This is a genomic window from Pseudomonas alcaligenes (genome assembly GCF_014490745.1).
Classification (GTDB): Bacteria; Pseudomonadota; Gammaproteobacteria; order Pseudomonadales; family Pseudomonadaceae; genus Aquipseudomonas; species Aquipseudomonas alcaligenes_C.
The window spans coordinates 2436291-2461795 of record NZ_LZEU01000001.1 but is presented as its reverse complement, the minus strand read 5'-3'; the positions used below and the strand labels follow the sequence as shown (position 1 = coordinate 2461795).

The window sequence follows — 25505 nt, the reverse complement described above, 5'->3', positions numbered from 1 at the left end:
CGTGCAGCCGCTGCCGTACTGGCGGCTGTCCGGCTTCTACCTGTTCTACTTCGCCCTGCTGGGTGCCACGGCACCCTTCCTGGCGTTGTATTTCGACTTCCTCGGTTTCAGCCCGGCGCGTATCGGCGAGCTGGTCGCCATCCCCATGCTGATGCGCTGCGTGGCGCCCAACCTGTGGGGCTGGCTCGGCGACCGCAGCGGCCAGCGCCTGCGCATCGTGCGTTTCGGTGCGGTGTGCACGCTGCTCAGCCTGTGCCTGATCTTCGTCGACCAGAGCTACGCCTGGCTGGCCCTGGTAATGGCCCTGCATGCCTTCTTCTGGCATGCGGTACTGCCGCAGTTCGAGGTGATCACCCTGGCCCATCTGCGCGAGCAGACGGCGCGCTATTCGCAGATTCGCCTGTGGGGCTCGATTGGCTTCATCCTCACCGTGGTCGGCCTGGGCAAGCTGTTCGAACTGTACAGCCTGGCGATCTACCCCTGGGCGCTGCTGCTGATCATCGCCGGCATCGCCCTGAGCAGCTTCTGGGTACCCAACGCGACACCAGCGACGCGCAGCAACGGGGCGGGCGAGGGCGGTTTCGTCGCCCAGTTGCTGCGTCCCGGCGTGCTGGCCTTTTACCTGTGCGTGGCGCTGATGCAGATGTCCCACGGGCCGTATTACACCTTCCTCAGCATCCACCTGGAGTCGCTCGGCTACAGCCGCGGGGTGATCGGCCTGCTGTGGGCGCTGGGCGTGGTGGCGGAGATCGTGCTGTTCCTGTTCATGAGCCGCATCCTGGCGCGTTTCTCCCTGCGCCAGGTGCTGGCGGCCAGTTTCCTGCTGGCCGCGCTGCGCTGGTTGCTGCTGGGGAACCTTGCCGATCATCTGCTTGTGCTGCTGTTTGCCCAGCTGATGCACGCCGCCACTTTCGGCAGCTTTCATGCGGCGGCCATCCACTTCGTCCAGCGCAGCTTCGGCGCCAACCAGCAGGGCCAGGGCCAGGCGTTGTACGCCGCCATGGCCGGTACCGGCGGGGCGCTGGGGGCGCTGTATTCCGGCTACAGCTGGAACAGCCTGGGGCCGAGCTGGACCTTCGCCATTGCCAGCTTGGTCGCGCTGGCCGCGGCCCTTATCATTGCCATCCGATTGCGCGAGGAGCAGGCATGAAGCGTGAACAACTCGCCGAGCAGATCATCGAAGCCGGGCGCTTTCTCTACGGCCGCGGTTGGTCGCCGGCTACCAGCAGCAACTATTCGGCGCGCCTGAGTGCCGACCAGGCGCTGCTCACCGTATCTGGCAAGCACAAGGGCCAGCTCGGCGCGGACGATGTGCTGGCCACCGACCTCGACGGCAACAGCCTGGAGCCGGGCAAGAAGCCTTCGGCCGAAACCCTGCTGCATACCCAGCTGTACCGCTGGCAGGCCGGGATCGGCGCGGTGCTGCACACCCATTCGGTGAATGCCACCGTGCTGTCGCGGCTGACCCTGGCCGATTCGCTGGTGTTCGCCGACTACGAGCTGCAGAAGGCCTTCACCGGCGTCAGTACCCACGAGTGCCAGGTCGAAGTGCCGATTTTCGACAACGACCAGGACATCGCCCGCCTGGCGGCCCGCGTACAAGTCTGGCTCGACCAGCACCCGGATTGCGTCGGCTACCTGATCCGTGGCCACGGCCTGTACACCTGGGGCGCGCAGATGAGCGATGCTCTGCGCCAGATCGAGGCCTTCGAATTCCTGTTCGAGTGCGAACTGAAAGTTCGCGCCTTGCAGCGTTAACGCATCCCGCAGAGGAGCCTGCCATGAGCAGCCTGACCGTCTACCACCAGTCCAGCCCGGACGTGCCGAACAAGATGCTGACCCACCTGGAAGACATCGCCAGTACCCTGGGCGAGGTCGGCGTGCGTTTCGAGCGTTGGCAGGCCGGCGCGCAGATCCAGCCGGGTGCGAGCCAGGACGAGGTGATCGCCGCCTACCGCCCGCAGATCGACCAACTGATGGCCGAGCAGGGCTATGTCACCGTCGACGTGGTCAGCCTGAACCGGGATCACCCGCAGAAGGACGAGCTGCGCGCCAAGTTCCTCGACGAGCACCGCCACGGTGAAGACGAAGTGCGCTTCTTCGTCGCCGGCCGTGGCCTGTTCTGCCTGCATATCGACGACTACGTGTACGCCGTGCTGTGCGAGAAGAACGACCTGATCTCGGTGCCGGCCGGCACCCGCCACTGGTTCGACATGGGCGAGTTCCCGCATTTCGTGGCGATTCGCCTGTTCAACAATCCCGAGGGCTGGGTGGCCAACTTCACCGGCGACGACATCGCCAGCCGCTTCCCGCGCCTGGAAGACTGACGCCATGCCGATCAAAGCCATCCTCACCGATATCGAAGGCACCACCAGCGCGGTGAGCTTCGTCTTCGACGTGCTGTTTCCCTATGCCGCGCAGCATCTGCCGGACTTCATCCTCGAGCACGCCGACGAGCCGCAGGTGCGCGAGCAGCTGCAGGCGGTGCGAGCGGAAAGCGGCGAGGCGGATGCCGACCTGATCCGCGTCATCGAGATTCTCCTGGAGTGGATCGCCACGGATCGGAAGGCCACGCCACTCAAGGCCCTGCAGGGGATGATCTGGGCCGAGGGCTACCAGGCCGGGCAGCTCAAGGGCCATGTCTACCCGGATGCGGTGGAGGCACTGAAACGCTGGAAGGCCGAGGGCTATGGGCTGTACGTGTATTCCTCCGGCTCGATCCAGGCGCAGCAGCTGATCTTCGGCTGTTCCGAGGCGGGCGATCTGCGACCGCTGTTTTCCGGCTATTTCGACACCACCAGCGGGCCCAAGCGCGAAGTCGACTCCTACCGACGCATTACCGAGAGCATCGGTCTGCCGGCAGACGAAATCCTCTTTCTCTCCGATATCGTCCAGGAACTGGACGCGGCGCAGCTGGCCGGCATGCAGACTGTGGGGCTGGCCCGTGAGGGCGGCTCTTTGGCAGGGCACGAAACCGTGGCCAGTTTTGCGGTGATCGACCTGGATCGTCTGTAGCGACCGGCTAAGGTCGCGGGGCTGTTCCGAGTCCGTCACAAACAATAAGGCCGCCCGTGGGCGGCCTTATTGTTTCAGTGGGCCTGTGGCGCGTCGTTGCGCTCATGTCGATAGACACTGATGGCCTCATACACCGCCTTGCGCAGGCGGTTGATGCCGCCGATCGGGCGGTGCGCGGGCAGGGCGTGCCAGGGGTTGAAGGACAGGTTGTCGCAGAACAGGTTCTGCTCGCGGCTATCGAAATCCTGGGCCGGCACCTTGATGGTCGCCACCGTTTCGAACGGCGAGATGGATTCGCTCCATTCCACGCTGGGGTCTTCGATGGGCATGTAGTACTCGGGATTCTGCCGCTGCACCTGCAGGGCGAAGCAGGCCGGTACGCGATCCAGCGAGAGCTGCTGGTACAGGGCGTTGCGCAGGAAGTTCGGCAGGTCGGCGTTCTGCTTGGGCAGCTGGTACGGCGGGCAGCTGGCCGGGTCGGGGATGACCCGGTACTTGATGTTGTGCGGGCCGAACTTGAACGGGGCGATCGAGTTGTAGGTGGTCGCCACCGGGGTTTCCGGCGCCGGGCTCAGGGTCTGCAGGGCGATGACCATGTGGCGGATTTCCCAGCTGCGCGGATCCCAGCTGGGGAAGAAGGCCAGCACCTTCTTGCCGTCGGCCTGGGCGGCGAAGTTCTGCTTGTACTCGGCCACGTCGCGCACGAAGAACGTCGGATGGTTGAACATCACGAAGTCCTGGTTGCCAGCGGTGGCCGGGCTGCTCAGCAGCTTGTCACCCGGCACGTCGAGCAGCTTGATGGCCATGCCGCGGGCATCGCGGGCACGATCGAACTGCGGGTAGGCGTTGCCGTTGGACAGGCGCATCCAGGCTTGCCAGGTCTTGCCCGGTTCGCTGAACACGCCCTGGCGCAGGGCTGCGTCCAGGGTCGGCAGCACGGTGACTTCGGCCTTCACGCAGCCGTGAGCCTTGGCATGGGCATCGCGCAGCACGCGGGTGTTGTCGCGGTGCTGTTCGACCACGCGGATGGCATCTTCGATGATGCTCTGGGTCAGCGCGGCCTCGTCGGCGGGGATTTCCTCCTCGGCGGACACCGGCCCGGAGAAACGGGTCAGGTAATAGACCTCGCCGATGCCGAAACCGAGCAGGCCGAGAATCAGCGTCAGCATCAGGATTTTGCCCAGCAGGCGGCCGAGCCAGAGCCAGAAGCGTTTGAGCATGGGGGAGTTCCTTATCAGTTCTGGCAGTTGGGGCCGGGCGACCAGACTTTGGCCTCCACCGGTTTGAGCTGGCTTTCCAGGTTTTCGTTACCCATCACCTTGAGGTACTCGATCAGCGCCAGGCGCTCATCCGGTGCCAGGGCGCGGCCGATCACGCCGTCGACCCGGCAACCGTCGCGGAACTCGTGGCCGCGGTTGCTGTTGCCCTTGATCGAGGTGTCGTAGAGGAAGCCGCCGTCGAACTTGCCGGTGAGGAAGCCGGCGCGCTGCGGGTCGTACTCGAAGTTGCCGACCCAGAACTGGCTGGCGCGCTCGGATACCGGCGACAGCAGCTGGAACAGGTTGGGCACCGAGCCGTTGTGCAGGAACGGCGGAGTGGCCCAGATGCCATGCAGCGGGCGTGCCTTGTAGCCGCGCTTCTCCTGCACGCCGATGGCCAGGCCATAGCCGTCCATGCGCCAGCGCTCGCGCGGCTGGATGCCGGCATCGCTGTAGGCGCGGTTTTCCACGTAGGCGGTGACGTAGGCCAGGCCCTTGGCGCTGGAGATGCTGGCGAAGTCGACCTCATCCAGGCTGGAGCCGAACAGCTTGACGTCCAGCTTGCCCAGTTCCTCCTTCTGCCAACCCAGCTTGCGGATGTCGAAGCGGTGGTCGGCGATATTGTCGGCAGTGGTCGGGTCGGTGCCGACGATACGGGTTGGCACGATTCGCAGGTGCCACTCGGGATCGCGCGCCGGCGCCAGGCGCTGGTCACGCGGCACCGGGTCGGGGGCATGGCAATAGGCGCAGTTCTCGCTGAACAGGGCGCGGCCCTGGCTGGCGCGGTCGATATCGATCTTGCCGAGGATGGCTTCGGGCCAGGTCGGCGGCTTCAGTTGCTTGAGGGTTTCTTCCAGGGTGTAGAGGTCGCGCAGACGCACGCTGGAGGGATAGCGGTCGGCCTCGGCCATGGTCTTGCCGTCTTCGTCGAACAGGTGCAGCACGGCGCCCACGCCCAGGGATTCGCCGATATTGCGGGCCATCGGCTGCATGGCCGAACCGTTCCATTGCACCCAGTCGAATTTCCAGATATCCCACACCTGCGGGTAGCTGACCGGGGCGTTGGCCACCCGGTAGTTGCTCGGGTCGATGGCGTCGCCGAACACGCTGTTGGCGATACGGCCAAAAGCGTCGGTGCGGCCGAAGCCTTCCTCGGTGGGGTAGAGGCCGCGGTGCCAGTCGTTGTAGGCGGTGCCGAGCAGGCGGTCGAGCACGGCCTTGAAGTCTTCGCGCAATTGGCCCTTGTCCTGGTCGTAGTTGGGGCCCAGCACGCGCTTGGCGAAGCGCTTGAACTTGATCGGGTTGTAGTAGGTGAAGGCCATGCTCATGCCCAGCGCCTGACCGAAGCTGCCGCCCTTGAGGGTGGGTACGGTGGAGGCCAGGGAGTGCAGGGCGGAGCCGCCGTCGATGCGAATGGCCTGGCCTTTGTAGCGCAGCTCGCCGGTGTGGCAGGCGGAGCAGGTGATGTCGAGGAACTGCTCGCCGCTCTCGTCGTCCTGGTGGCGGGCGAAGCCCACCGGCAGGTTGCCGGGGTTGAGCACGCTGGGTTTCTGCTGCGGGTCGGTGAGGAAGCCGAAGCGTGCCAGGTAGTCGGGGGCAGCGAAGCGGGCCTTGGAGAAGGGCAGTTCGAGGGCGGTGAACCAGTCGTAGCGCAGGCCTTTAACCACTGTGCCCTGGGGCGTGTAGTAGTAGGTCTGGCGTTGCTGTTCGCTCCACTGATCCAGGTAGTTGACCTGGCTCGGCTTGTCGTACACCGGCAGGTTGGGCCGGGCGATGTAATAGAGCACTACGGCAAGGGCCGCCAGGGCGAGCAGCACCAGTAAAATCAAGGCGCGACGCAGGATTCGCATGACATCTACATCCGTGTGGCATTTTGTTATTGCAGAGGTTTATGCCAATCCGGCCGACGAATGGCAAGCGGTGTGATCGAATTCGAAAAACGGATTTTGGTAAGCACTTCGTTACAGTCGGTTTCTCAGGTTCGGGTATGAAGATCCGGTGGTTTTATAAGGAATCGTTCTTAAGCCTGCAGATGTTCTTGCTAGCGTTACAAATGATGCGCCAAATCATTGTTTTTATTGGGTTTTCAAAATATTGGCGCCAAGGACATGGTGTATGTTGCAGGTCGCTGCCGCCACCCCGCGACGCCTTCTGGTCGTCGATCCCTGCCCGGAGTGCGAGCGTCTGTTGCCCGGCTTGCGCGCTGGCGGCTGGACGGTGCACAGCTGTGGCCTGGATGAGGCTGGCGCGGCACCCTGTGATGTCGGCCTGATCCGCCTGGACGCCCGGCATCTGCAGCGCCCGGAACGTCTCAAGCAACTGATCAGCCAAAGCGGTAGCGAATGGATTGCGCTGCTCGGTGCCGAGATCCTGCAGCAGCCGGAGGCCGGCCATTTCATCGGCGAGTGGTTCTTCGATTCCCATACCCTGCCGTGCGACGCCGAGCGGGTCGGCGTGGCGCTGGGCCAGGCTTTGGGCCTGGCACGCCTGCGCGGCAAGGTCGTCCAGGACGGTGCCGAGCACGGTAGCCAGCTGCTGGGCAGCAGCCGCAGCATGCTCGAATTGCGTCACCTGCTGGACAAGCTGGCGGCCAGCGATGCGCCGGTGCTGATCGGCGGCGAGAGTGGCAGCGGCAAGGGCGTGGTGGCGCGCACCCTGCATCGCCTGTCGCGGCGCGCGGCGCAGCCGTTCGTGGCGGTCAATTGCGCGGCGATTGCCGGGCCGCTGCTCCACGCCGAGCTGTTCGGCCACGCGCAGGGTGCCAATGGCGGTACTTCGCAGCACAAGGTCGGCTACATCGAGGCGGCCGCTGGCGGCACCCTGTTTCTCGAGGAGGTCGGCGATCTGCCGCTGGAGCTGCAGGCCAGCCTGCTGCGCCTGCTGCAGGAAAAGAAGATCGAGCGGGCCGGTGGCGGCGCGCCCGTTGCCGTCAATATGCGGGTGCTGGCCGCCAGCCGCATCGATCTGGAGGCGGCAATACACCAGGGGCGATTTCGCCAGGATCTGTATGAGCGGCTCAGCGTGTTGCAGGCGCAGACCACGCCGCTGCGCGAGCGCCGGGTGGATGTGCGCAGCCTGGCAGAGTACTTCGCCAGGCGTTATGCGGCGGAAATCGGCCGGCGCCCGCGCAGTTTCAACGACAAGGCCCTGGGCGCGATGGGCGAGCACTCCTGGCCCGGCAATGTGCGCGAGCTGGCCAACCGGGTACGCCGCGCCACGGTGCTGGCGGAGGGGCGACAGATCATGGCGGCCGATCTGGGGCTGGCGGAGGGCGAGGTGCCACTGCTGGGTACCCTGGACGACTACATCTGCCGCGCCGAACAGCAGGCACTCAACGACGTGCTGCTGTACTACTCGAGCAACATGAGCCAGGCGGCGCGGGTGCTCGGTGTGTCACGGCCGACCTTCTACCGCCTGCTGCACAAGCACCGGCTGCGCTGAATGCGGACGCATGGGGGCGGCCGACCCTTCGGTGCTCAGCAGCCCAGGCTGTCGGCCTGGCGATAGAGGGTCAGGAGCTTGCGGGTAATGGTCTGCTGAATGTCGTCGCGCTCGAAGGTCGACAGGCGGGTGAGCCGCTGCACCTGCAGGCGGTGCAGGTGGATGTAGGGCATCTGCTGGTCGAATTCGCGCAGGTCGCCCTTCATCATGATCGGCAGGAACACGTCGTTGATCTTCTTCTGGTTGCTGATGATCTGCGCCAGGGCTGACTTGAACGGCATGGTCTTGGGCGCCGGGCCGCCTTCCTTCATCTGCGTGGTCAGCAGCAGCCCGGGCTTGCCCAGCACGGCGCCGGGCAGCACGCAGAGGCCGGTCTTACGCACCGCCACCGGGTCGATGCCGTGCAGGGTGTCATGGAAGGCGTAGGGGTTGGGCAGCACCACCATCTTGCGCCCCAGGTCGCTGGGGAAGTGCAGGTTGTAGTTGGTGTAGAGCTGGCGCGTGGACTCGGAGTAGACGCACAGGCGGTTCTCGAACAGGGTGATGAAGCGCTCGGCCAGCTCACGGCGGGCAATGCTGTCCAGATCCCAGATCAGATCCTGGTTCTGCGGCTTGCTCAGATCGACTTCCTGGTGCTCCATACTGCTCATTCAGCCCTCACACGCGAAATTGACCCAGCAGGCGGTTCAGTTGGCTGGCCAGCTGTTCCAGATGCTGGCTGGCCGCACTCGACTGGTCGGCGGCCAGGGCATTCTCATGGGCCAGCGAGGCCGCCTGAGTAACATTCTGGTTGATATCGTCGACCACGTGGGATTGTTGCAGCGTGGCACTGGCGATGGAAGCATTCAAGCCTGTGATGTTGCGCAGCGCGCCGGCGATCTGGCTGAGGCTCTCGCCGGCCTGGCGGGCTTGCTCCACGGTCTGCTGGGAGGCCTGGCTGCTGGCGTTGATCACCTTCACCGCGGCTTCGGAGTTGCCCTGCAGGCGCTCGATCATGGTCTGGATCTCGGCGGTGGACTGCTGGGTGCGCTGGGCCAGCAGGCGTACCTCGTCGGCCACCACGGCAAAGCCACGACCCTGTTCGCCGGCGCGGGCCGCTTCGATGGCGGCGTTGAGGGCCAGCAAGTTGGTCTGCTCGGCGATGGCGCGGATTACTTCCAGCACGCTGCCGATCTGCGTGCTCTCCTGGGCCAGGGTGCGGATCACTTCGACGGCCTGGCTGATGGTCTCGGACAGCTGGTCGATCTGGCGCAGGCTGCTGTCGATGTTCTGCTGGCCCTGCAGGGCCTGCTGCTCGGCCTGGCGCACTTCGTTGGCGGCGTGCTCGGCGTTCTTCGCCACATCCTGCACGGCGTAGGACACCTCGTTGATGGCGGTGGCCACCAGTTCCATCTGCTGCGACTGCTGCTGGCTGTGGCGCTGGGCGTTGCTGGCGATCTCGCCCAGCGACTGCGAGGCCTGGTCGAGGGTGCCGGCGGCCTGCAGGGACTGGCCGATGACCCCGCGCAGCTTGTCGGTAAAACCATTGAAGTGGCTGGCCAGGGCGGTCAGCTCGTCGCGCCCATGGTTGTCCAGGTTGCGTGTCAGGTCGGCTTCGCCGCTGGCGATGTTGGCCATGGCGCTGACCGCTTCGTCCAGCGGCCGGGCGATGCTGCGGGCGATGAGGATGACCAGGCCGGCCAGCAGCACGCTAATCACCACCAGGATGCCCAGGGCGCGCAGGGCCTGCTCGCGGAACTCGGCCTGCATGTCGTCGATATAGATGCCCGAACCGAGGATCCAGCCCCAGGGCTGGAACAGCTCGATATAGGAAACCTTGGGTACCGGGTCGGCGGAGCCGGGCTTGGGCCAGCGATAGTCGACCAGGCCGGCGCCGCTCTGCTTCGCCACCTTGACCATCTCATTGAAGAGGAACTTGCCGTCCGGATCCTTCAGCCCGGACAGATCCTGGCCTTCGAGCTTGGGATTGGTCGGGTGCATGATCATCACCGGGCCCAGGTCGTTGATCCAGAAGTAGTCGTCCTGGTCGTAGCGCATGCCGCGGATCACCTGCATCGCCTGTTTCTGCGCTTCCTCGCGGCTGAGGGTGCCGGCGCTTTCCAGGCCCTGGTAATGGCGCAGCACGCCACTGGCGGTTTCCACCACCTGCTGGGTCTTCAGTGCTTTGGCGGCATACAGATCACCGTGGATCTGTTTCAGCATCAGGCCGCTGAGAGCCAGCAACATGACGATGGAACTGAACAGGATCAGCCACAGACGACGGCTGATGGGCAGGCTACGCAGGCTATTCATGGCAACAAGGACTCCTGGAACTTGTTCTTGTAGTGGCTTTTCGCCGTCAGCTAATAGGCAGTCTAGAAGCTGTGCAATCAGGCATTGGCAGGGCAGCGCCCGGCGGTCTCCTCTGGTAGGATTCGGAGCCATTTTTTCCGTCTGCCTGGGCAGACGCTTCTCTAGCTATCGGCCCGCCGCGCGCAAAGGCCAGTCCCGAGGTTCGTTCATGGATGTGTGGAGTGCCCTGCAGGCATTGATTCTGGGTGTTGTCGAAGGTCTGACCGAGTTCCTGCCGATTTCCAGCACCGGTCACCAGATCATAGTCGCGGATCTGATCGGTTTCGGCGGCGACCGCGCCAATGCCTTCAACATCATCATCCAGCTGGGTGCCATCCTGGCGGTGGTCTGGGAATTCCGGCGCAAGATCCTCGAAGTGCTGTTCAACGTGCCACGCCAGCGCGAGGCGCAGCGCTTCACCGCCAACCTGCTGATCGCCTTCCTGCCGGCAGTGGCGCTGGGCGTGGCGTTCGCCGACCAGATTCACCACTACCTGTTCAACCCCATCACCGTGGCCCTGGCCCTGGTGATCGGCGGGGTGGTGATCCTCTGGGCCGAGCAGCGTCAGCATGAGGTGACGGTCGAGGAAGTGGAACAGATGACCTGGAAGGAAGCGCTGAAGATCGGCTGTGCCCAGTGCCTGGCGATGATCCCCGGTACCTCGCGCTCGGCCTCGACCATCATCGGCGGCCTGCTGTTCGGCCTGTCGCGCCGCGCCGCCACCGAGTTCTCCTTCTACCTGGCGATGCCGACCATGGTCGGCGCCGCGGTGTATTCCGGCTACAAGTACCGCGAGCTGTTCCAGCCCGGCGACCTGCCGGTGTTCGCCATCGGCTTCGTGGTGTCCTTCCTGTTCGCCATGCTGGCGGTCAAGGCCCTGCTCAAGTTCATCGCCAACCACAGCTACGCGGTGTTCGCCTGGTACCGCATCGGCTTCGGCCTGCTGATCCTGGCCACCTGGCAGCTGGGGCTGATCGACTGGAGCACGGTGCAGGGCTGACGGAGCTTGCCGGCCATGGAGCAGCGTGGTGTATTGCGTAGCTGGAACGACGACAAGGGTTTCGGCTTCATCCGCCCCGAGCGTGGCGGCGAGGATGTTTTCGTGCATATCTCGGCGATGCGCGGCGCACAGCGCCCGCAGCCTGGGCAGACGGTGCTGTACATCGCCGGCCGGGACGAGCGCGGGCGCCCGCGGGCCGAGCATATGCGCAGCGAGGGCCTGAGCCTGGATCGCCCGGCGATCCGGCGCAAACCCCAGTCGGGCAGCAGCGCAAAGCCAGGCAAGCCGACCGCGTCGCCGAAGCGTGCACCGGCGCGCCGCGAGCCGTCTCAGGGCATCCAGGGGCTGCCGGGCAAGCTTGTCCTGTTCGGCTTGCTGTGCGTGCTGCCGCTCTGGGGCGCGCTGCAGCTGCTCGGCGCAGGCTTGGTCTGGGCACTGGCGGGCTACCCCGCGCTCAGCCTGATCAGCTTCGTGCAGTACTGGCACGACAAGAGCAGCGCGCAGCAGGGCCGCTGGCGCACCCCGGAAAACACCCTGCATATCACCGAGCTGCTCGGCGGCTGGCCGGGTGCACTGGTGGCGCAGCAGGTGTTCCGCCACAAGACGCGCAAGCTGTCATTCCAGCTGGTGTTCTGGCTGATCGTCCTGGCCCACCAGGCGTTCTGGGTCGATCACCTGCTGTTGGGCGGGCGCTTTCTCGGGTCTTTACTGGCTCACTGATCGAGCAACAGCCCCACCTGACGGATCTTCGCCAACTTGCGCACCACCAGTTGGTGCGAGCGGGTCAGCAGCTCGCGCAGTTCATCGTCGCCCAGCGGCAGGGGCGTGCCCATGCTGATCCAGTGGGCGCGCGCCAGATAAGGTGCCGGGTGGATGCCGGGGCGATCAACGAAACCGAGGAACAGCTCCGGGCCGACCTTGAAGGCCAGGCCGTCGCCGAGAAAGTCGAGGATGGCGAACATCTTGTTGCCGGCCACCGAGAACACCCGGTTACTGCCCCACTTGAGGTCTTCGCGGGCGCCGGGCAGGGTCAGGCAGAAGGTGGCAATCTGGTCGGCAGTCATGTCGGCATGTCCTTGGCGGTGTGGGCCGTGCGCAGCAGGTAGGCGCTGATCAGCAGGCCCGTAAGGGCGAGCAGGGCGGCGAGCAGGAAGATTGCGTTGAAGCCGTAGCCACCGACCACCATGCCCATCAGCGGCCCGGCAATGCCCAGCGCCAGGTCGAAGAAGATCGCGTAGGCGCCCAGCCCCGAGCTGCGGCTGGCGGCGGGAATGCGCGAAATCACCTCGACGCCCAGGGCAGGGTAGACCAGCGACAGACCGAAGCCGGTGAGTGCCGCGCCGCACAGTACCAGCGCCGGCTGCTGGGCCAGCCAGAGCAGCAGCAGGCCGGCGCTCTCGATGCTCAGGCAGGCGATGGCCACCCGGTAGCCGCCGTGGTGCTTGATCGCGCCGGCGAACAGCAGGCGCGCACCGATGAAGGCGCTACCGAAGGCGGTCAGCGCATAGGCGGCGCCGTCCCAGCCGCGGCTGGCGTAATACAGGGCGATAAAGGTGGCCAGGGTGCCGTAGCCAATGGTGCCGAGGGCCAGCGCCAGGCCGTTGGGCAGCACGCGCAGGAACACATGGCGGAACGGCAGGCGGCTGCCGTGGAAGATCGGTACCGCCGGCTGCAGGCGGCTGAGCAGCAGGGCGACGATGCCGAGCAGGACGATCAGGCCGCCCATGCTGGAGAGCCCCAGCTGCGCCACCAGGATCACCCCCAGCGGGGCGCCGATGGCAATCGCACCGTAGGCCGCGATGCCGTTCCAGGAAATCACCTGGGCGGTGTTCTCCGCGCCGACCCGGCCGATGGCCCAGCTGATCGAGCCGGTGCCGATCAGCCCCTGGGCCACGCCCAGCACCAGGCGTCCACCCAGCAGCAGGAGCAGGCTGAGCAGAGGCAGGTCGCGGCATTCGGTCGACAGCAGGGTCAGCAGGCCGCTGCCGACGCAGCCGAGCAGGCCGTAGACCACCGCGCGCTTGGGCCCGAGGCGGTCGCACAGGGTGCCGGTCATGGGCCGCGAGAGCAGGGTGGCGAGGTACTGCACGCTGATCACCAGGCCAGCCAGCACCGAGCCATAGCCCAGGGTGTTGTGCACGTAGCCGGGCAGTACCGCGAGCGGCAGGCCGACGCAGAGAAAACCGATAAAGGTGAAGAAGACGATGGCAACGATCTGCAGGGTTCTGGCTGGCGCAGACTGCTCGGGCGTGCTCATGGCGGAACCTGGCCGAAAACAAAGTGAGACTGCCGTGCATGATCGCCTGTGGCGGGCGATTAAGAAAGCTTGCTAACTATCAGCCTGCTCAGACCGGCTGCAGGTCACCATCGCGCAGGGCTTCGCTCAGGTGCTCGATCCATGCGCGTACCGCTGGCAGCATGCCGCGCCTGTGGGTGTAGACCGCCTGCAGGTTGCCGCCGGGCAGATCCCAGCCCGGCAGCAGGCGTACCAGGCGGCCGTCGTCCAGTTCCTGCTGGCAGTTGGCCTGCGGCAGCATGGAGATGCCCAGTCCTTTGAGGGCGGCGGCTTTGCGCACCTCGAAATCCTCGATGGCCAGGCGTGCCTCCAGGGCGATGTCGCGCCGGTTGCCCTTGGCGTCGCGCAGCAGGTAATGCACCCGCCGGTCGCTGGAGAGGGCGCCGAGCACCGGCAGCTGGGCCAGATCATCGGGGGTCTCGATGCGCAGGCCGGCGAGCAGTTGCGGCGCCGCCACCAGCAGGGCGCGGGCGGGCACCAGCTGGCGACAGATCAGGTTGGGGTCTTCATCATCCGCTTCGCGCACGCGCAGGGCGACATCAATGCCTTCGTCGAGCAGGTCGATACGGCGGTTGCTGAGGACGATCTCCAGCTGCACCTTGGGGTAGCGCTCGAGGAAGCTGACCACGGTCTGGCGCAGGCGGGTGCGTGCCATCTCGGTGGGGCAGGACACGCGCAGGCGCCCGCGTGGCTCGCTGGTCAGCGCGGCGACGGTCTCCTCGGCCTGTTCCGCGGCCTGCAGCATGGCCTGGCAATGGCGCAGGTAGCGCTCGCCAACGTCGGTCAGCGCCAGCTTACGCGTGGTGCGTTGCAGCAGGCGCACGCCGAGGCGCTCCTCCAGCTCGGCGATGCGGCGCGACAGGCGCGACTTGGGAATGCCCAGCAGGCGTCCGGCTGCGGTGAAGCCGCCTTGTTCGACCACTTGGGCGAAGTAGAACAGATCGTTGAGGTCTTGCATGGCATCGTCCTGTGAGTGGGACGAACTATGGCATTTATTGCTGTAAAAGGGGCATTGTTTCGGCTGGTACCGGCTATGCAGCCGTGCTGGCGGGTGTATCGTGGCAACGCGCCTGTGCGCCCCTTTTCCTCTATTACGGAGTCAGCATCATGTCCTTGTCCATGTACCAGGCTTCCATCCCGGTGTTCACCCGCATGCTGGGCAACCTGTCGAACATCCTGGCCAAGGCGGAAGCTTTTGCCGAGAGCAAGGGCATCGACCCTGCGGTACTGATCAATGCCCGCCTGGCGCCGGACATGTATCCGCTGGCGCGCCAGGTGCAGATCGCCAGCGACGCGGTGAAAGGCTGCGTGGCGCGTCTGGCCCAGGTCGAGATCCCCAGCTTCGCCGATACCGAGACCAGCTTCCCCGAGCTGCAGGAGCGCATTGCCAAGACCCTCAAGTTCATCGAAGGCATCAGTGCCGAGCAGGTCAACGGCAGCGAGAGCCGTACCGTCACCATCAAGCTGCCGGGGCGCGAGTTGAACTTCGACGGCCAGACCTTCCTGCTCAACTTCTCCCAGCCCAACCTGTATTTCCACATCACCACGGCCTACGCGATCCTGCGCCACAATGGCCTGAGCCTGGGTAAGATGGATTATCTCGGCAGCGTCTGAGAACCTGCCACGATCTCTTGTCCGTCGGCCATGCCGCGTTAAAAACAGGCTCGGAATGCTCATTTACCACTCGTAAACTCCGCTTCCTCGCCTGTTTTTGCCTTGCCTGGCTCTAGTCCAGAAGATCCTGAACAGGTTCTGAGCCGGCGCTTCTGGCGCAATCCATGCAAGACCTGATGCGGCCGGAGCTGGGCTCCGGCCGCGCCACGCCAGGGAGGGGCAAGCGGCGCGAGGCGTGATCTGGGAACCGGAGGGTGCTGAGGTGAACGCTGGATGTTGTCGGCTGCTGTTACTGGCGCTGCTGGCCGCCTGCCTGGGCGGCGCTCCCGATGCGGTACTGGCGCGCGGCTGGGCGGTCGGCCTGCACCACCTGACGCTTTACGATCCCCTCGATCAGCAACCGATGCAGGCCATTGTGTTCTATCCGGCCAGTCTGGCGGCGGGCGAGACGGCGCTAGGTCTGTACCGGGTGGCGGCCACCCGTGATGCGCCGATTGCCATGGGCCGCTTCCCGCTGATCCTGCTGTCCCACGGCAATTCCGGTTCGCCCCTGGCCCACCACGACCTGGCCACCGCCCTGGCGCGCCAGGGCTTTGTGGTACTGGCGGTGGTGCACCCGGGCGACAACGACCAGGATCAGAGCCGCCAGGGCAGCCTGAGCAACCTGTATGGGCGGCCCCTGCAGCTGTCGGCGGCAATCGATGCGGCGGCGGCCGATCCGTTGCTGGCGGCGAGTCTCGACAGTGCGCGGGTGGGCGTCATCGGCTATTCCGCCGGCGGCGAGAGCGCCCTGATCCTGGCGGGCGCGCAACCCCGTCTGCAGCATCTGCGCGACTACTGCCTGCAGGTACCGGACGATGCCGATGCCTGCGCCACGCGAGGCGAGTTGCGCAGCGATCGCGAGGATCTGCAGGCCAGCGCCGACCGCCGGGTAGCCGCGCTGCTGTTGCTGGCGCCGCTGGGTTTGCTGTTCGACCAGCAGGAGCTGGCCCAGGTGCGGGTGCCGGTGCTGCTCTACAGCGGTGATCACGATCAGGTGCTGGCGTTGCAGCGCAATGCTGGAGCCCTGCGCCGCAGCCTGCCGCTCACTCCGGAATACCGCCTGCTGCCAGGGGCCGGGCACTTCGTGTTCATGGCGCCCTGCACGGTGGAAATGGCGCAGCTGCTGCCCTACCTGTGCGAAGACGCGGAAGGCGTGGATCGCGCGGCCATTCACCATGCACTGAGCCTCGATGCGGCGCGCTTCTTCACCGAGAACCTGGGCACGGCCGGTGAGGATGGTCGCTAATTGTTGTTTGATGCAGGACAGTGCATCGTATTTTTGCCAACTAATAGACTTTTGTTGTCATGGGTAGGATTCACCTCATCCGGTCAGAGCCGCTGATCGCCCCAATGAGGAATGTCCCATGAAACTGCTGCATATCGATTCGAGCATCCTCGGCGATGCATCCGCCTCCCGTCAGCTGAGCCGCAGCCTGGTACAGGCCTGGCAGGCCGCCGAACCGGCCGCCCAGGTGAGCTACCGTGACCTGGCCAGCGATGCCCTGAGCCATCTGTCCGCGGCCAGCCTGGTAGCCGGCGGTACTCCGGCCGAGCTGCGTGATGCGGCGCAGAAACATGAAGTGGAGCTGGCCGAATTCACCCTCAACGAATTCCTCGCCGCCGACGCCATCGTGATTGGCGCGCCGATGTACAACTTCAGTGTGCCGACCCAGCTCAAGGCCTGGATCGACCGCGTGGCGGTCGCCGGCAAAACCTTCGCTTACGACGAGAACGGCCCCAAGGGCCTGGCCGGTGGCAAGAAGGTGGTGATCGCATCCACCGCCGGTGGTATCCATGCCGGCCAGCCCAGCGGCCAGGCCCATGAGGCGTACCTGGTGCAGGTGCTGAACTTCCTCGGTATCACCGATATCGAGATCGTCCGCGCTGAAGGCCTGGCCTACGGCGAGGAGCCGCGCGCCAATGCGCTGAAGGGCGCCCAGGCGCGCATCGAGGAACTGTTCGCCGTGGCATAAGGCAACTGGCTGCAGACAACGGCGGTGGTTCGCAGCAGCGACCACCGCCGTTTTGTTTTGCGCACCGCACCGGCGGCTGCCGTGGAGGAGGGCGTAGCTGTCTGTTGCTGGTGCGATTGGGTGCTTTTTTCGCACTGAACTGGGGCGGGAAAATTCGCTGAAAATTGCCGTTACCGAAAGTAAAGCGGCAGCTGTACAGAAAATGTCCATAACCGACGGCGGAAAACTCGCAATGTCGTAATTGCGAATTTTTCTTTCAAAATTCTCCGTTTATTTTCCGACGGGCTCTGTTTTTTCTGCTTGGTTTACTGAGGTCGCGACTGGCATAAGCCTTGCTGTTGCTGGTTGCCAACTAAAACCTTAGGAGCACCCCATGTCGCAGAAGATTTTCAGAAAAGGCTTTCTGGCTCTAGCTGTCACCACCGCAATGGGCGTTTCTTCACTGGCCCAGGCTGACGTCGTCATCGGCGTGGCCGGCCCGCACACCGGCCCCAACGCCTCGTTCGGCGAGCAGTACTGGCGTGGCGCTACCCAGGCTGCCGAGGACATCAACGCCGCCGGCGGGATCAACGGCGAGAAGATCAAGCTGGTCAAGGCGGACGATGCCTGCGAGCCGAAACAGGCTGTGTCCGTGGCCAACCGCCTGGTGGACTCCGACAAGGCGGTGGGGGTGGTCGGTCACTTCTGCTCCTCCTCGACCATGCCGGCCTCCGAGGTATACGACGAGGCGGGCATCATCGCCATCACCCCCGGTTCGACCAACCCGCAGATCACCGAGCGCGGCATGACCGGCATGTTCCGCATGTGCGGGCGTGACGACCAGCAGGGCATCATCGCCGGCGACTACCTGGTGGATACCCTCAAGGCCAAGAAAGTGGCGGTGATCCACGACAAGGACACCTACGGTCAGGGCCTGGCCGATGCGACCAAGGCCCAGCTGGCCAAGCGCGGCCTCGAGCCGGTGCTGTACGAAGGCCTGACCCGTGGCGAGAAGGACTTCAACGCCCTGGTCACCAAGATCCGCGCCGCGGATGCCGACGTGGTCTACTTCGGCGGTTGCCACCCGGAAGCCGGCCCACTGGTACGCCAGCTGCGCGAGCAGGGCAGCAACGCCACCTTCGTGTCCGGTGATTGCGCGGTGACCGACGAACTGGTCACCACCGCCGGCGGCCCGCAGTACACCAAGGGCGTGCTGATGACCTTCGGTGCCGACCCGCGGCTGATTGCTGACGGCAAGGCGGTGATCGAGAAGTTCCGCGCCGGTGGCTTCGAGCCCCAGGGCTACACCCTGTATGCCTACGCCTCGGTACAGGCTCTGGCCGCTGCCTTCACCGGCGCCGGCAGCACCGACGGGGCCAAGGCCAGTGCCTGGCTGAAGTCCCATGACGTGGCCACCGTGATGGGCAAGAAGTCTTGGACCGAGAAGGGCGACCTGAAAGTCTCCGACTACGTGATGTACGAGTGGGACGACAAGGGCAAGTACCACCAGCTGCCGTGATCCACGCGCACGCCCGGCTCGCTCAGGCGGGCCGGGCGCTGCGTCTGCCGGACAGGAGCTGAGGTCGGTCTGCCAACGCGGCGGCTGTTGCTCCTGCCCATCTTGTCCACGCCTGTGAGAATTACTTCATGGACGGCATCTTCCTGCAGCAAATGATCAACGGCCTGACCCTCGGCGCGGTCTATGGCCTGATCGCCATCGGCTACACCATGGTTTACGGCATCATCGGCATGATCAACTTCGCCCACGGCGAGGTGTACATGATCTCCGCCTACCTGTCGGCCATCACCCTGGCGCTACTGGCCTTCTTCGGCCTCGAATCCTTTCCGCTGCTGATTCTCGGCACGCTGCTGTTCACCATCTTCGTCACCGGCATGTATGGCTGGGTGATCGAGCGCATTGCCTACAAGCCGCTGCGCAACTCCACGCGCCTGGCGCCGCTGATCAGCGCCATCGGCATGTCGCTGATCCTGCAAAACTACGTGCAGATCAGCCAGGGTGCGCGCCAGCAGGGCGTACCGACCCTGCTCGACGGCTCCTTCCGCTTCCATGTCGGCGAGGGCTTCGTGCAGCTGACCTACACCAAGGTGTTCATCCTGGTTGCCGCCTTCGTCGGCATGGGCCTGCTCACCTACATCATCCAGCGCACCAAGCTCGGCCGCATGTGCCGCGCCACCCAGCAGGATCGCAAGATGGCCTCGATCCTCGGCATCAACACCGACCGGGTGATTTCCTATGTGTTCGTCATCGGCGCTGCCATGGCCGCACTGGCCGGCGTGCTGATCACCATGAACTACGGCACCTTCGACTTCTATGCCGGCTTCGTCATCGGCATCAAGGCCTTCACCGCCGCGGTGCTCGGCGGCATCGGTTCGCTGCCGGGGGCGATGCTTGGCGGGCTGATCCTTGGCGTGGCCGAGGCGCAGTTCTCCGGCATGGTCAACACCGACTACAAGGACGTGTTCAGCTTCGCGCTGCTGGTGTCGATCCTGATTTTCCGACCGCAAGGACTCCTGGGACGCCCCCAGGTTGCCAAGGTGTAATCCATGTCTGCAGTCAAACAAGGCCTGGATCTGAAAAAGAGTCTGCTGGATGCCGTGCTCGCCGGGCTGATCGCCCTGATCGTGTTCGGCCCCATAGTCGGCGTGGTGCTCGACGGCTACAGCTTCAAGCTGCAGCCACAACGCCTCGCCGTGGTGATCGGCATCGTCATGCTCGGTCGCCTGCTGCTCAGCCTGTACCTGCAGAGTGGCAGCGGTGCCGCGCTGCTGGCGCGTTTCGAGAGCAACGGTTCGGGCGTGCACGTGCTGCCGCCGGACTACCAGTCGCGGCTGCGCTGGATCATCCCGCTGCTGCTGGTGGCGGCGCTGATCTTCCCGTTCTTTGCCAGCAAGTATTTGCTTACCGTGGTCATTCTCGGCCTGATCTACGTGCTGCTGGGCCTGGGCCTGAACATAGTGGTCGGCCTGGCCGGCCTGCTCGACCTTGGCTACGTGGCCTTCTACGCCATCGGAGCCTACGGCCTGGCGCTGGGCTACCAGTACCTCGGCCTGGGCTTCTGGACGGTGCTGCCGCTGGCGGCCCTGCTGGCGGCAGTGGCGGGGGCGCTGCTGGGCTTCCCGGTGCTGCGCATGCACGGCGACTACCTGGCCATCGTCACCCTCGGCTTCGGCGAAATCATCCGCCTGATCCTCAACAACTGGCTGAGCTTCACCGGCGGGCCGAACGGCATGTCGGTACCGTCGCCGACCTTCTTCGGCCTGGAGTTCGGTCGCCGGGCCAAGGACGGTGGGGTGCCGTTCCACGAGTTCTTCGGCGTGGCCTACAACCCCAACCTGAAGTTCCTGTTCATCTACGTGGTGCTGTTCCTGGTGGTGATGCTGGTGCTGTACATCAAGCACCGCCTGACCCGCATGCCGGTCGGCCGCGCCTGGGAAGCGCTGCGCGAGGATGAGATCGCCTGCCGCGCCATGGGCCTCAATCATGTGCTGGTGAAGCTCTCGGCGTTCATGATCGGCGCCTCCACCGCCGGCCTGGCCGGGGTGTTCTTCGCCAGCTATCAGGGCTTCGTCAACCCGTCGTCCTTCACCTTCTTCGAGTCGGCGCTGATCCTTGCCATCGTCGTGCTCGGCGGCATGGGCTCGACGGTCGGTGTGGTGATCGCCGCCTTCGTGCTGACCGTGGCGCCGGAGCTGCTGCGCAGCTTCGCCGACTACCGGGTGCTGCTGTTCGGCATGCTCATGGTGCTGATGATGATCTGGCGCCCGCGCGGGCTGATCCGCATCAGCCGTACCGGTGTCACCCCGCGCAAAGGAGTGGCGCCATGAGCGACGAGATGATTCTCACGGTCGATAACCTGATGATGCACTTCGGTGGCATCAAGGCGCTCAACGACGTCAGTCTGCAGGTCAAACGCCACTCGATCTCGGCGCTGATCGGCCCCAACGGCGCCGGCAAGACCACGGTGTTCAATTGCCTGACCGGCTTCTATTCGGCCACCGGCGGCAGCATCAAGCTGCATGCCCGCGGTACCGTCACCGACGTGATCAAGGTGCTCGGCGAGCCGTTTCAGCCGAGCGACTTCGTGGCCCGGCGACCCTGGCCAGCCGCATCTGGTACAAGATGTTCGGCGGCACCCACCTGGTCAACCGCGCCGGTCTGGCCCGCACCTTCCAGAACATCCGCCTGTTTAAGGAAATGTCCGTGGTGGAGAACCTGCTGGTGGCCCAGCACATGTGGGTCAACCGCAGCCTGTTGGCCGGCGTGTTCAACACCCCGGGCTTTCGCAAGGCCGAGGAGGATGCGCTCAACCATGCCTTCTACTGGTTGGAAGTGGTGGATCTGGTGGACTGCGCCAACCGCCTGGCCGGCGAGCTGTCCTACGGCCAGCAGCGCCGCCTGGAGATTGCCCGGGCCATGTGCACGCGGCCGCAGCTGATCTGCCTGGACGAGCCGGCCGCCGGCCTCAACCCGGCGGAAACCGAAGCCTTGAGCGCGATCATCCGCAAACTGCGCGACGAGCACGAGATGACCGTACTGCTGATCGAACACGACATGGGCATGGTGATGAGCATTTCCGACCACATCGTCGTGCTTGACCACGGCGTGGTAATCGCCGAGGGCGGGCCGGCCGAGATCCGTCACGATCCGAAAGTGATCGCCGCCTACCTGGGCGCCGACGAGGAGGAGCTGGCATGAGCGAGCCGATCCTCGAACTGAAGGATGTCGACGTCCACTATGGGGTGATCCAGGCGCTGAAGAAGGTCAGCCTGCACATCAACGAAGGCGAGACGGTGAGCCTGATCGGCTCCAACGGCGCGGGCAAGTCGACGCTGCTGATGTCGATCTTCGGCCAGCCGCGCGCCTCGGCCGGGCAGATCCTGTTTCGTGGCACCGACATCACTCACAAGTCGGCGCACTACGTCGCTTCCAACGGCGTGGCCCAGTCGCCGGAGGGGCGCCGGGTGTTCCCCGACATGAGCGTGGAAGAGAACCTGCTGATGGGCACCATCCCGATCGGCACCGCCCATGCCGAGGAAGACATGCAGCGCATGTTCGAGCTGTTCCCGCGCCTCAAGGAGCGGCGCAATCAGCGCGCCATGACCATGTCCGGCGGCGAGCAGCAGATGCTCGCCATCGCCCGTGCGCTGATGAGCCGGCCCAAGCTGCTGCTGCTCGACGAACCGTCGCTGGGTCTGGCGCCAATCGTGGTCAAACAGATCTTCCAGACCCTGCGTGAGCTGGCCAAGAGTGGCATGACCATCTTCCTGGTGGAGCAGAACGCCAACCACGCGCTGCGCCTGTCGGATCGTGCCTACGTGATGGTCACCGGCGAAATCCGCCTGAGCGGTACCGGCGAAGAGCTGCTGGGCAACCAGGAGGTGCGCAATGCCTATCTTGGCGGGCACTGAAGGTGGGGGGCGGAACGAAAAAGGCATCCCGAGGGATGCCTTTTTTCTCCCTCTCCCTCTGGGAGAGGGGAGCAGAGCGGGTCAGACAATAACGCCCTGGCTGCGCAGGTAGTCATCGTAGGTACCGGAGAAATCGGTCACGCCGTTATCCGACAGCTCGATGATGCGGGTGGCCAGGGAACTGACGAACTCGCGGTCGTGGCTGACGAAGATCAGCGTGCCCGGGTAGTTCTCCAGCGCCAGGTTGAGCGCCTCGATGGATTCCATATCCAGGTGGTTGGTCGGTTCGTCCATCAGCAGCACGTTGGGCTTCTGGCAGGCCAGTTTGCCGAACAGCATGCGGCCCTGTTCACCACCGGAGAGCACCTTGACCGACTTCTGGATTTCATCGGAGGAGAACAGCATGCGGCCAAGAGCGGCGCGGATGTTCTGCTCGCCCTGAGTCCACTGGCCCATCCATTCGAACAGGGTGTCATCGGCCTCGAAATCGTGGGCATGATCCTGGGCGTAATAGCCTACCTCGGCGCTGTCGGTCCATTTCACCGCGCCAGCGTCCGGGGTCATCTCGCCGACCAGGGTGCGCAGCAGGGTGGTCTTGCCGATGCCGTTGGGGCCGATGATGGCTACGCGCTCGCCGGCTTCGACAGTGAAACTGAAGTTCTTGAACAGCACCTTGTCGTCGAAGGCCTTGGATACCTTCTCGATGGTCACGGCCTGGCGGTGCAGCTTCTTGTTCTGGTCGAAGCGGATGAACGGGCTGACGCGGCTGGACGGCTTGACCTCGGCCAGCTGGATCTTGTCGATCTGCTTGGCGCGCGAAGTGGCCTGCTTGGCCTTGGAGGCGTTGGCCGAGAAGCGGCTGACGAAGGTCTGCAGCTCGGCGATCTGCGCTTTCTTCTTGGCGTTGTCGGCCAGCAGCTGCTCGCGCGACTGGGTGGCGGCGGTCATGTACTCGTCGTAGTTGCCGGGGAACAGGCGCAGCTCGCCGTAGTCCAGGTCGGCCATGTGGGTGCAGACCGAGTTGAGGAAGTGACGGTCGTGGGAAATGATGATCATGGTGCTGTTACGCGCCGTGAGGATGTTTTCCAGCCAACGGATGGTGTTGATGTCCAGGTGGTTGGTGGGTTCGTCCAGCAGCAGCACTTCCGGATCGGAGAACAGCGCCTGGGCCAGCAGCACGCGCAGCTTCCAGCCGGGTGCGACTTCGCTCATGGGGCCGAAGTGCTGTTCCAGCGGAATGCCCAGGCCGAGCAGCAGCTCGCCGGCACGGGACTCGGCGGTGTAGCCGTCCATCTCGGCGAACTCGCCCTCCAGCTCACCGACCTTCATGCCGTCTTCTTCGCTCATTTCCGGCAGCGAGTAGATGCGGTCGCGCTCGGCCTTGACCTTCCACAGCTCCTCGTGGCCCATGATCACGGTGTCGATCACGTTGAATTCTTCGTAGGCGAACTGATCCTGGCGCAGCTTGCCCAGACGCACGTTCGGCTCGAGCATCACCTGGCCGGCGGAAGGTTCCAGATCGCCGCCGAGAATCTTCATGAAGGTCGACTTGCCGCAGCCGTTGGCGCCGATCAGGCCGTAGCGGTTGCCGTTGCCGAACTTGACGGAAACGTTCTCGAACAGCGGCTTGGCGCCGAACTGCATGGTGATGTTGGCGGTAGAGATCACGGCTTTAAATCCTGGGAGCGGGGCGCGGCTGCGCAAAAGGGCGCGATTGTAACGGTTTAGCGCGCTGCGCGCTGCTTCTCGTGCCGGACGGCCATGCTGGCGGGCGTTGTCCGTAACGTGGCGGTTGTACGTCCGGATCTGGTTGCGTCGACGACCAACGTGCTCGATCCGATGGATCTGATCACCACGGCCACCTCGCTGGCGTTCGCTTCCGGGGTGGCCAACGCTGGATTCGCCGAGCATTGCCGCTCGCACATGGGCAGGGTGATTCGCGACAACTACCGGATGAACCACCTGGACGAGGTCAACCAGCTGCTCGGCCTGAGCAGCCTGTTCGAAACCAGCCCGCTCAGGGTCAACCGCCAGCAGGCCAACTGCCTGAAACTGGCTGGCCTCTAAGCCACGGGCCGGGGCCCTGGCGGGCTCCGGTCATTTCGTAGGGGGTGGATTTGTTGGTGCGGCTGCGGGGCAAATACCCGGTACAGCTGTCGCAACAGAGGCTCAGTCGCGGTAGAACACCTGGATCAGGTGGTAGCCGAATTGGGTCTTCACCGGGCCGTGCACTTCGCGCAGGGCCTTCTTGAAAATCACCTGATCGACGGCGCGCACCATCTGCCCCGGGCGCACTTCGCCCAGGTCGCCGCCTTTCTTGCCGGACGGGCAGGTGGAGTACTTCTTCGCCAGCACATCGAAGGCTTCGCCGGCGGCGATGCGCTTCTTCAGCGCGGCCGCTTCGGCCTCGGTCTTGACCAGGATGTGGCGGGCCATTGCCTTTGCCATGAATTCTTAGCCCTTGAAGCCTTTCGCCACCAGATAGACTTCGCGCGAGCGGGGGCGCGAGGCTTCCGGTTTGCGGATCGACACCTTCTCGAACGAGCTGCGCACGTCCTTGAGGAACTCGGCAGAGCCTTCGCCCTGGAAGACCTTGACCGCATAGTTGCCGCCGGGCTTGAGCACCTGGCGCACCATGTCGAGGGTGAGTTCGACCAGGTACATCGAGGCGGCCTGGTCGGCTACCGCAACACCGCTGATGTTGGGCGCGATGTCGGAGATGATCAGGTCGGGCAGCCGGCCATCGAGCTTGTCGAGCAACTGCTGGAACACGGCGTCGCTGGTGAAGTCGCCCTGGATGAAGTCGACGTTGTCCAGCGGGTCCATCGGCAGGATGTCGGTGGCGATGACCCGGCCCTTTTCGCCGACCAGCTTGCCGGCCACCTGCGACCAGCCGCCCGGGGCCGAGCCCAGATCCATGATCAGCATGCCGGGGCGGATCAGCTTGTCCTTCTCGTTCAGCTCCATCAGCTTGTAGCTGGCGCGGGAGCGCAGGCCGTCCTTTTGTGCGCGTTTGACGTAGGGGTCGTTGACGTGTTCGTTCAGCCAGCGGCTGCTGCTTTTGGAGCGTTTCATGAGGGGGCCAGGCACGGAAAATCGGTGAGATGCGCGGCCCATGCAGGGGC

The 25505-nt window shown here is 64.8% G+C and carries 24 protein-coding genes and 2 pseudogenes; 16 read left to right on the top strand and 10 right to left on the bottom strand.

Annotated features, from left to right (window positions below):
* The first annotated feature begins 1 nt into the window (after window position 1).
* Genes A9179_RS11180 through mtnC form a run of 4 tightly spaced genes read left to right on the top strand, consistent with a single transcriptional unit; the run spans window position 2 to window position 3015 of the window.
* Window positions 2-1150: an MFS transporter gene (locus A9179_RS11180; protein WP_187805876.1), complete on the top strand. Its 1149-nt coding sequence runs from the start codon at window positions 2-4 to the stop codon at window positions 1148-1150.
* Window positions 1147-1758, top strand: a complete 612-nt coding sequence (locus A9179_RS11175; protein ID WP_187805875.1) for a methylthioribulose 1-phosphate dehydratase — start codon at window positions 1147-1149, stop codon at window positions 1756-1758. The genes A9179_RS11180 and A9179_RS11175 overlap by 4 nt, the downstream gene beginning before the upstream one ends.
* Window positions 1759-1781: 23 nt before the next feature.
* Complete coding sequence (locus A9179_RS11170) at window positions 1782-2327, top strand: 1,2-dihydroxy-3-keto-5-methylthiopentene dioxygenase (protein WP_187805874.1); 546 nt, start codon at window positions 1782-1784, stop codon at window positions 2325-2327.
* A gap of 4 nt (window positions 2328-2331) precedes the next feature.
* Window positions 2332-3015: an acireductone synthase gene (gene mtnC / locus A9179_RS11165; protein WP_187805873.1), complete on the top strand. Its 684-nt coding sequence runs from the start codon at window positions 2332-2334 to the stop codon at window positions 3013-3015.
* A 74-nt stretch (window positions 3016-3089) separates the two neighbouring features.
* Here the strand turns inward: mtnC and A9179_RS11160 are convergent, their stop codons facing one another.
* Together A9179_RS11160 and A9179_RS11155 are read right to left on the bottom strand one after the other, a co-directional pair.
* Window positions 3090-4235 carry a catalase family protein gene (locus A9179_RS11160; protein WP_187805872.1) on the bottom strand — a complete coding sequence of 382 codons (1146 nt, stop codon included), beginning with the start codon at window positions 4233-4235 and terminating at the stop codon, window positions 3090-3092.
* Between the two features lie 14 nt (window positions 4236-4249).
* Window positions 4250-6124 (bottom strand): di-heme-cytochrome C peroxidase, encoded by a 1875-nt coding sequence (locus A9179_RS11155; protein WP_187805871.1) that lies wholly within the window; start codon window positions 6122-6124, stop codon window positions 4250-4252.
* Window positions 6125-6389: 265 nt separating this feature from the next.
* Between A9179_RS11155 and A9179_RS11150 the strand changes: the two genes are divergently transcribed.
* On the top strand, window positions 6390-7715 hold the full coding sequence (locus A9179_RS11150) for a sigma-54-dependent transcriptional regulator (RefSeq protein ID WP_187805870.1): 1326 nt from the start codon (window positions 6390-6392) through the stop codon (window positions 7713-7715).
* 35 nt (window positions 7716-7750) lie between these two features.
* Here A9179_RS11150 and A9179_RS11145 read toward each other — a convergent pair whose 3' ends face one another.
* Together A9179_RS11145 and A9179_RS11140 are read right to left on the bottom strand one after the other, a co-directional pair.
* Window positions 7751-8365, bottom strand: a complete 615-nt coding sequence (locus tag A9179_RS11145) for a hypothetical protein (protein WP_223123195.1) — start codon at window positions 8363-8365, stop codon at window positions 7751-7753.
* Window positions 8366-8372: 7 nt separating this feature from the next.
* Window positions 8373-10007, bottom strand: coding sequence for a methyl-accepting chemotaxis protein (locus A9179_RS11140; protein ID WP_187805869.1), 1635 nt, complete (start codon window positions 10005-10007; stop codon window positions 8373-8375).
* 208 nt (window positions 10008-10215) lie between these two features.
* Here A9179_RS11140 and A9179_RS11135 point away from each other — a divergent pair, with 208 nt between their 5' ends.
* Together A9179_RS11135 and A9179_RS11130 are read left to right on the top strand one after the other, a co-directional pair.
* Window positions 10216-11046, top strand: coding sequence for an undecaprenyl-diphosphate phosphatase (locus A9179_RS11135; protein ID WP_187805868.1), 831 nt, complete (start codon window positions 10216-10218; stop codon window positions 11044-11046).
* Window positions 11047-11061: 15 nt separating this feature from the next.
* On the top strand, window positions 11062-11766 hold the full coding sequence (locus A9179_RS11130) for a DUF1294 domain-containing protein (RefSeq protein WP_187805867.1): 705 nt from the start codon (window positions 11062-11064) through the stop codon (window positions 11764-11766).
* Here A9179_RS11130 and A9179_RS11125 read toward each other — a convergent pair.
* From A9179_RS11125 to A9179_RS11115, 3 genes are all read right to left on the bottom strand, one after another.
* Window positions 11760-12110, bottom strand: a complete 351-nt coding sequence (locus A9179_RS11125) for an MmcQ/YjbR family DNA-binding protein (RefSeq protein WP_187805866.1) — start codon at window positions 12108-12110, stop codon at window positions 11760-11762. The genes A9179_RS11130 and A9179_RS11125 overlap by 7 nt on opposite strands.
* Entirely contained in the window at window positions 12107-13303 is a 1197-nt protein-coding gene (locus A9179_RS11120; RefSeq protein ID WP_187805865.1) for an MFS transporter, read from the bottom strand. The genes A9179_RS11125 and A9179_RS11120 overlap by 4 nt, the downstream gene beginning before the upstream one ends.
* An 88-nt stretch (window positions 13304-13391) precedes the next feature.
* A complete protein-coding gene (locus A9179_RS11115) occupies window positions 13392-14300 on the bottom strand; it encodes a LysR substrate-binding domain-containing protein (RefSeq protein ID WP_187805864.1) in 909 nt (302 codons plus the stop codon).
* A 149-nt stretch (window positions 14301-14449) separates the two neighbouring features.
* Between A9179_RS11115 and A9179_RS11110 the strand changes: the two genes are divergently transcribed.
* The 8 genes and pseudogenes from A9179_RS11110 to A9179_RS11075 all read left to right on the top strand — a co-directional run bounded on the left by A9179_RS11110 (window position 14450) and on the right by A9179_RS11075 (window position 22380).
* A complete protein-coding gene (locus tag A9179_RS11110) occupies window positions 14450-14956 on the top strand; it encodes a DUF1993 domain-containing protein (protein WP_187805863.1) in 507 nt (168 codons plus the stop codon).
* Window positions 14957-15257: 301 nt separating this feature from the next.
* Window positions 15258-16244, top strand: a complete 987-nt coding sequence (locus A9179_RS11105; RefSeq protein WP_394354759.1) for an alpha/beta hydrolase family protein — start codon at window positions 15258-15260, stop codon at window positions 16242-16244.
* 118 nt (window positions 16245-16362) lie between these two features.
* Window positions 16363-16971 (top strand): FMN-dependent NADH-azoreductase, encoded by a 609-nt coding sequence (locus A9179_RS11100; RefSeq protein ID WP_187805862.1) that lies wholly within the window; start codon window positions 16363-16365, stop codon window positions 16969-16971.
* 373 nt (window positions 16972-17344) lie between these two features.
* Window positions 17345-18469 (top strand): branched-chain amino acid ABC transporter substrate-binding protein, encoded by a 1125-nt coding sequence (locus A9179_RS11095; RefSeq protein ID WP_187805861.1) that lies wholly within the window; start codon window positions 17345-17347, stop codon window positions 18467-18469.
* Window positions 18470-18597: 128 nt separating this feature from the next.
* On the top strand, window positions 18598-19512 hold the full coding sequence (locus A9179_RS11090; protein WP_187805860.1) for an ABC transporter permease subunit: 915 nt from the start codon (window positions 18598-18600) through the stop codon (window positions 19510-19512).
* Between the two features lie 3 nt (window positions 19513-19515).
* Window positions 19516-20796, top strand: a complete 1281-nt coding sequence (livM, locus tag A9179_RS11085; protein WP_187805859.1) for a high-affinity branched-chain amino acid ABC transporter permease LivM — start codon at window positions 19516-19518, stop codon at window positions 20794-20796.
* A pseudogene (locus A9179_RS11080) lies at window positions 20793-21667 on the top strand (ATP-binding cassette domain-containing protein). The gene livM and the pseudogene A9179_RS11080 overlap by 4 nt, the downstream one beginning before the upstream one ends.
* Window positions 21664-22380, top strand: a complete 717-nt coding sequence (locus A9179_RS11075) for an ABC transporter ATP-binding protein (RefSeq protein ID WP_187805858.1) — start codon at window positions 21664-21666, stop codon at window positions 22378-22380. Before A9179_RS11080 ends, A9179_RS11075 begins: the two are co-directional and overlap by 4 nt.
* An 81-nt stretch (window positions 22381-22461) precedes the next feature.
* On the opposite strand, the gene A9179_RS11070 is transcribed toward A9179_RS11075, so the two are convergent.
* Window positions 22462-24048, bottom strand: a complete 1587-nt coding sequence (locus tag A9179_RS11070; RefSeq protein WP_187805857.1) for an ABC-F family ATPase — start codon at window positions 24046-24048, stop codon at window positions 22462-22464.
* 153 nt (window positions 24049-24201) lie between these two features.
* Here A9179_RS11070 and A9179_RS11065 point away from each other — a divergent pair.
* Window positions 24202-24447, top strand: a pseudogene (locus tag A9179_RS11065) (lipase); the annotation flags it as partial.
* A 102-nt stretch (window positions 24448-24549) separates the two neighbouring features.
* Here A9179_RS11065 and A9179_RS11060 read toward each other — a convergent pair.
* On the bottom strand, window positions 24550-24828 hold the full coding sequence (locus tag A9179_RS11060) for a peptidylprolyl isomerase (protein ID WP_187805855.1): 279 nt from the start codon (window positions 24826-24828) through the stop codon (window positions 24550-24552).
* 6 nt (window positions 24829-24834) lie between these two features.
* Window positions 24835-25455 carry a 23S rRNA (uridine(2552)-2'-O)-methyltransferase RlmE gene (gene rlmE, locus A9179_RS11055; RefSeq protein WP_187805854.1) on the bottom strand — a complete coding sequence of 207 codons (621 nt, stop codon included), beginning with the start codon at window positions 25453-25455 and terminating at the stop codon, window positions 24835-24837.
* Window positions 25456-25505 lie beyond the last annotated feature (50 nt).

What these genes read in the sequence shown, in the direction of transcription:
- A9179_RS11175 (WP_187805875.1), top strand. Translation starts at nt 1,147, where the DNA reads ATGAAGCGTGAACAACTCGCCGAGCAGATCATCGAAGCCGGGCGCTTT.
- A9179_RS11170 (WP_187805874.1), top strand. Translation starts at nt 1,782, where the DNA reads ATGAGCAGCCTGACCGTCTACCACCAGTCCAGCCCGGACGTGCCGAAC.
- mtnC (WP_187805873.1), top strand. Translation starts at nt 2,332, where the DNA reads ATGCCGATCAAAGCCATCCTCACCGATATCGAAGGCACCACCAGCGCG.
- A9179_RS11160 (WP_187805872.1), bottom strand. Translation starts at nt 4,235, where the DNA reads ATGCTCAAACGCTTCTGGCTCTGGCTCGGCCGCCTGCTGGGCAAAATC.
- A9179_RS11155 (WP_187805871.1), bottom strand. Translation starts at nt 6,124, where the DNA reads ATGCGAATCCTGCGTCGCGCCTTGATTTTACTGGTGCTGCTCGCCCTG.
- A9179_RS11150 (WP_187805870.1), top strand. Translation starts at nt 6,390, where the DNA reads ATGTTGCAGGTCGCTGCCGCCACCCCGCGACGCCTTCTGGTCGTCGAT.
- A9179_RS11145 (WP_223123195.1), bottom strand. Translation starts at nt 8,365, where the DNA reads ATGAGCAGTATGGAGCACCAGGAAGTCGATCTGAGCAAGCCGCAGAAC.
- A9179_RS11140 (WP_187805869.1), bottom strand. Translation starts at nt 10,007, where the DNA reads ATGAATAGCCTGCGTAGCCTGCCCATCAGCCGTCGTCTGTGGCTGATC.
- A9179_RS11135 (WP_187805868.1), top strand. Translation starts at nt 10,216, where the DNA reads ATGGATGTGTGGAGTGCCCTGCAGGCATTGATTCTGGGTGTTGTCGAA.
- A9179_RS11130 (WP_187805867.1), top strand. Translation starts at nt 11,062, where the DNA reads ATGGAGCAGCGTGGTGTATTGCGTAGCTGGAACGACGACAAGGGTTTC.
- A9179_RS11125 (WP_187805866.1), bottom strand. Translation starts at nt 12,110, where the DNA reads ATGACTGCCGACCAGATTGCCACCTTCTGCCTGACCCTGCCCGGCGCC.
- A9179_RS11120 (WP_187805865.1), bottom strand. Translation starts at nt 13,303, where the DNA reads ATGAGCACGCCCGAGCAGTCTGCGCCAGCCAGAACCCTGCAGATCGTT.
- A9179_RS11115 (WP_187805864.1), bottom strand. Translation starts at nt 14,300, where the DNA reads ATGCAAGACCTCAACGATCTGTTCTACTTCGCCCAAGTGGTCGAACAA.
- A9179_RS11110 (WP_187805863.1), top strand. Translation starts at nt 14,450, where the DNA reads ATGTCCTTGTCCATGTACCAGGCTTCCATCCCGGTGTTCACCCGCATG.
- A9179_RS11100 (WP_187805862.1), top strand. Translation starts at nt 16,363, where the DNA reads ATGAAACTGCTGCATATCGATTCGAGCATCCTCGGCGATGCATCCGCC.
- A9179_RS11095 (WP_187805861.1), top strand. Translation starts at nt 17,345, where the DNA reads ATGTCGCAGAAGATTTTCAGAAAAGGCTTTCTGGCTCTAGCTGTCACC.
- A9179_RS11090 (WP_187805860.1), top strand. Translation starts at nt 18,598, where the DNA reads ATGGACGGCATCTTCCTGCAGCAAATGATCAACGGCCTGACCCTCGGC.
- livM (WP_187805859.1), top strand. Translation starts at nt 19,516, where the DNA reads ATGTCTGCAGTCAAACAAGGCCTGGATCTGAAAAAGAGTCTGCTGGAT.
- A9179_RS11075 (WP_187805858.1), top strand. Translation starts at nt 21,664, where the DNA reads ATGAGCGAGCCGATCCTCGAACTGAAGGATGTCGACGTCCACTATGGG.
- A9179_RS11060 (WP_187805855.1), bottom strand. Translation starts at nt 24,828, where the DNA reads ATGGCAAAGGCAATGGCCCGCCACATCCTGGTCAAGACCGAGGCCGAA.
- rlmE (WP_187805854.1), bottom strand. Translation starts at nt 25,455, where the DNA reads ATGAAACGCTCCAAAAGCAGCAGCCGCTGGCTGAACGAACACGTCAAC.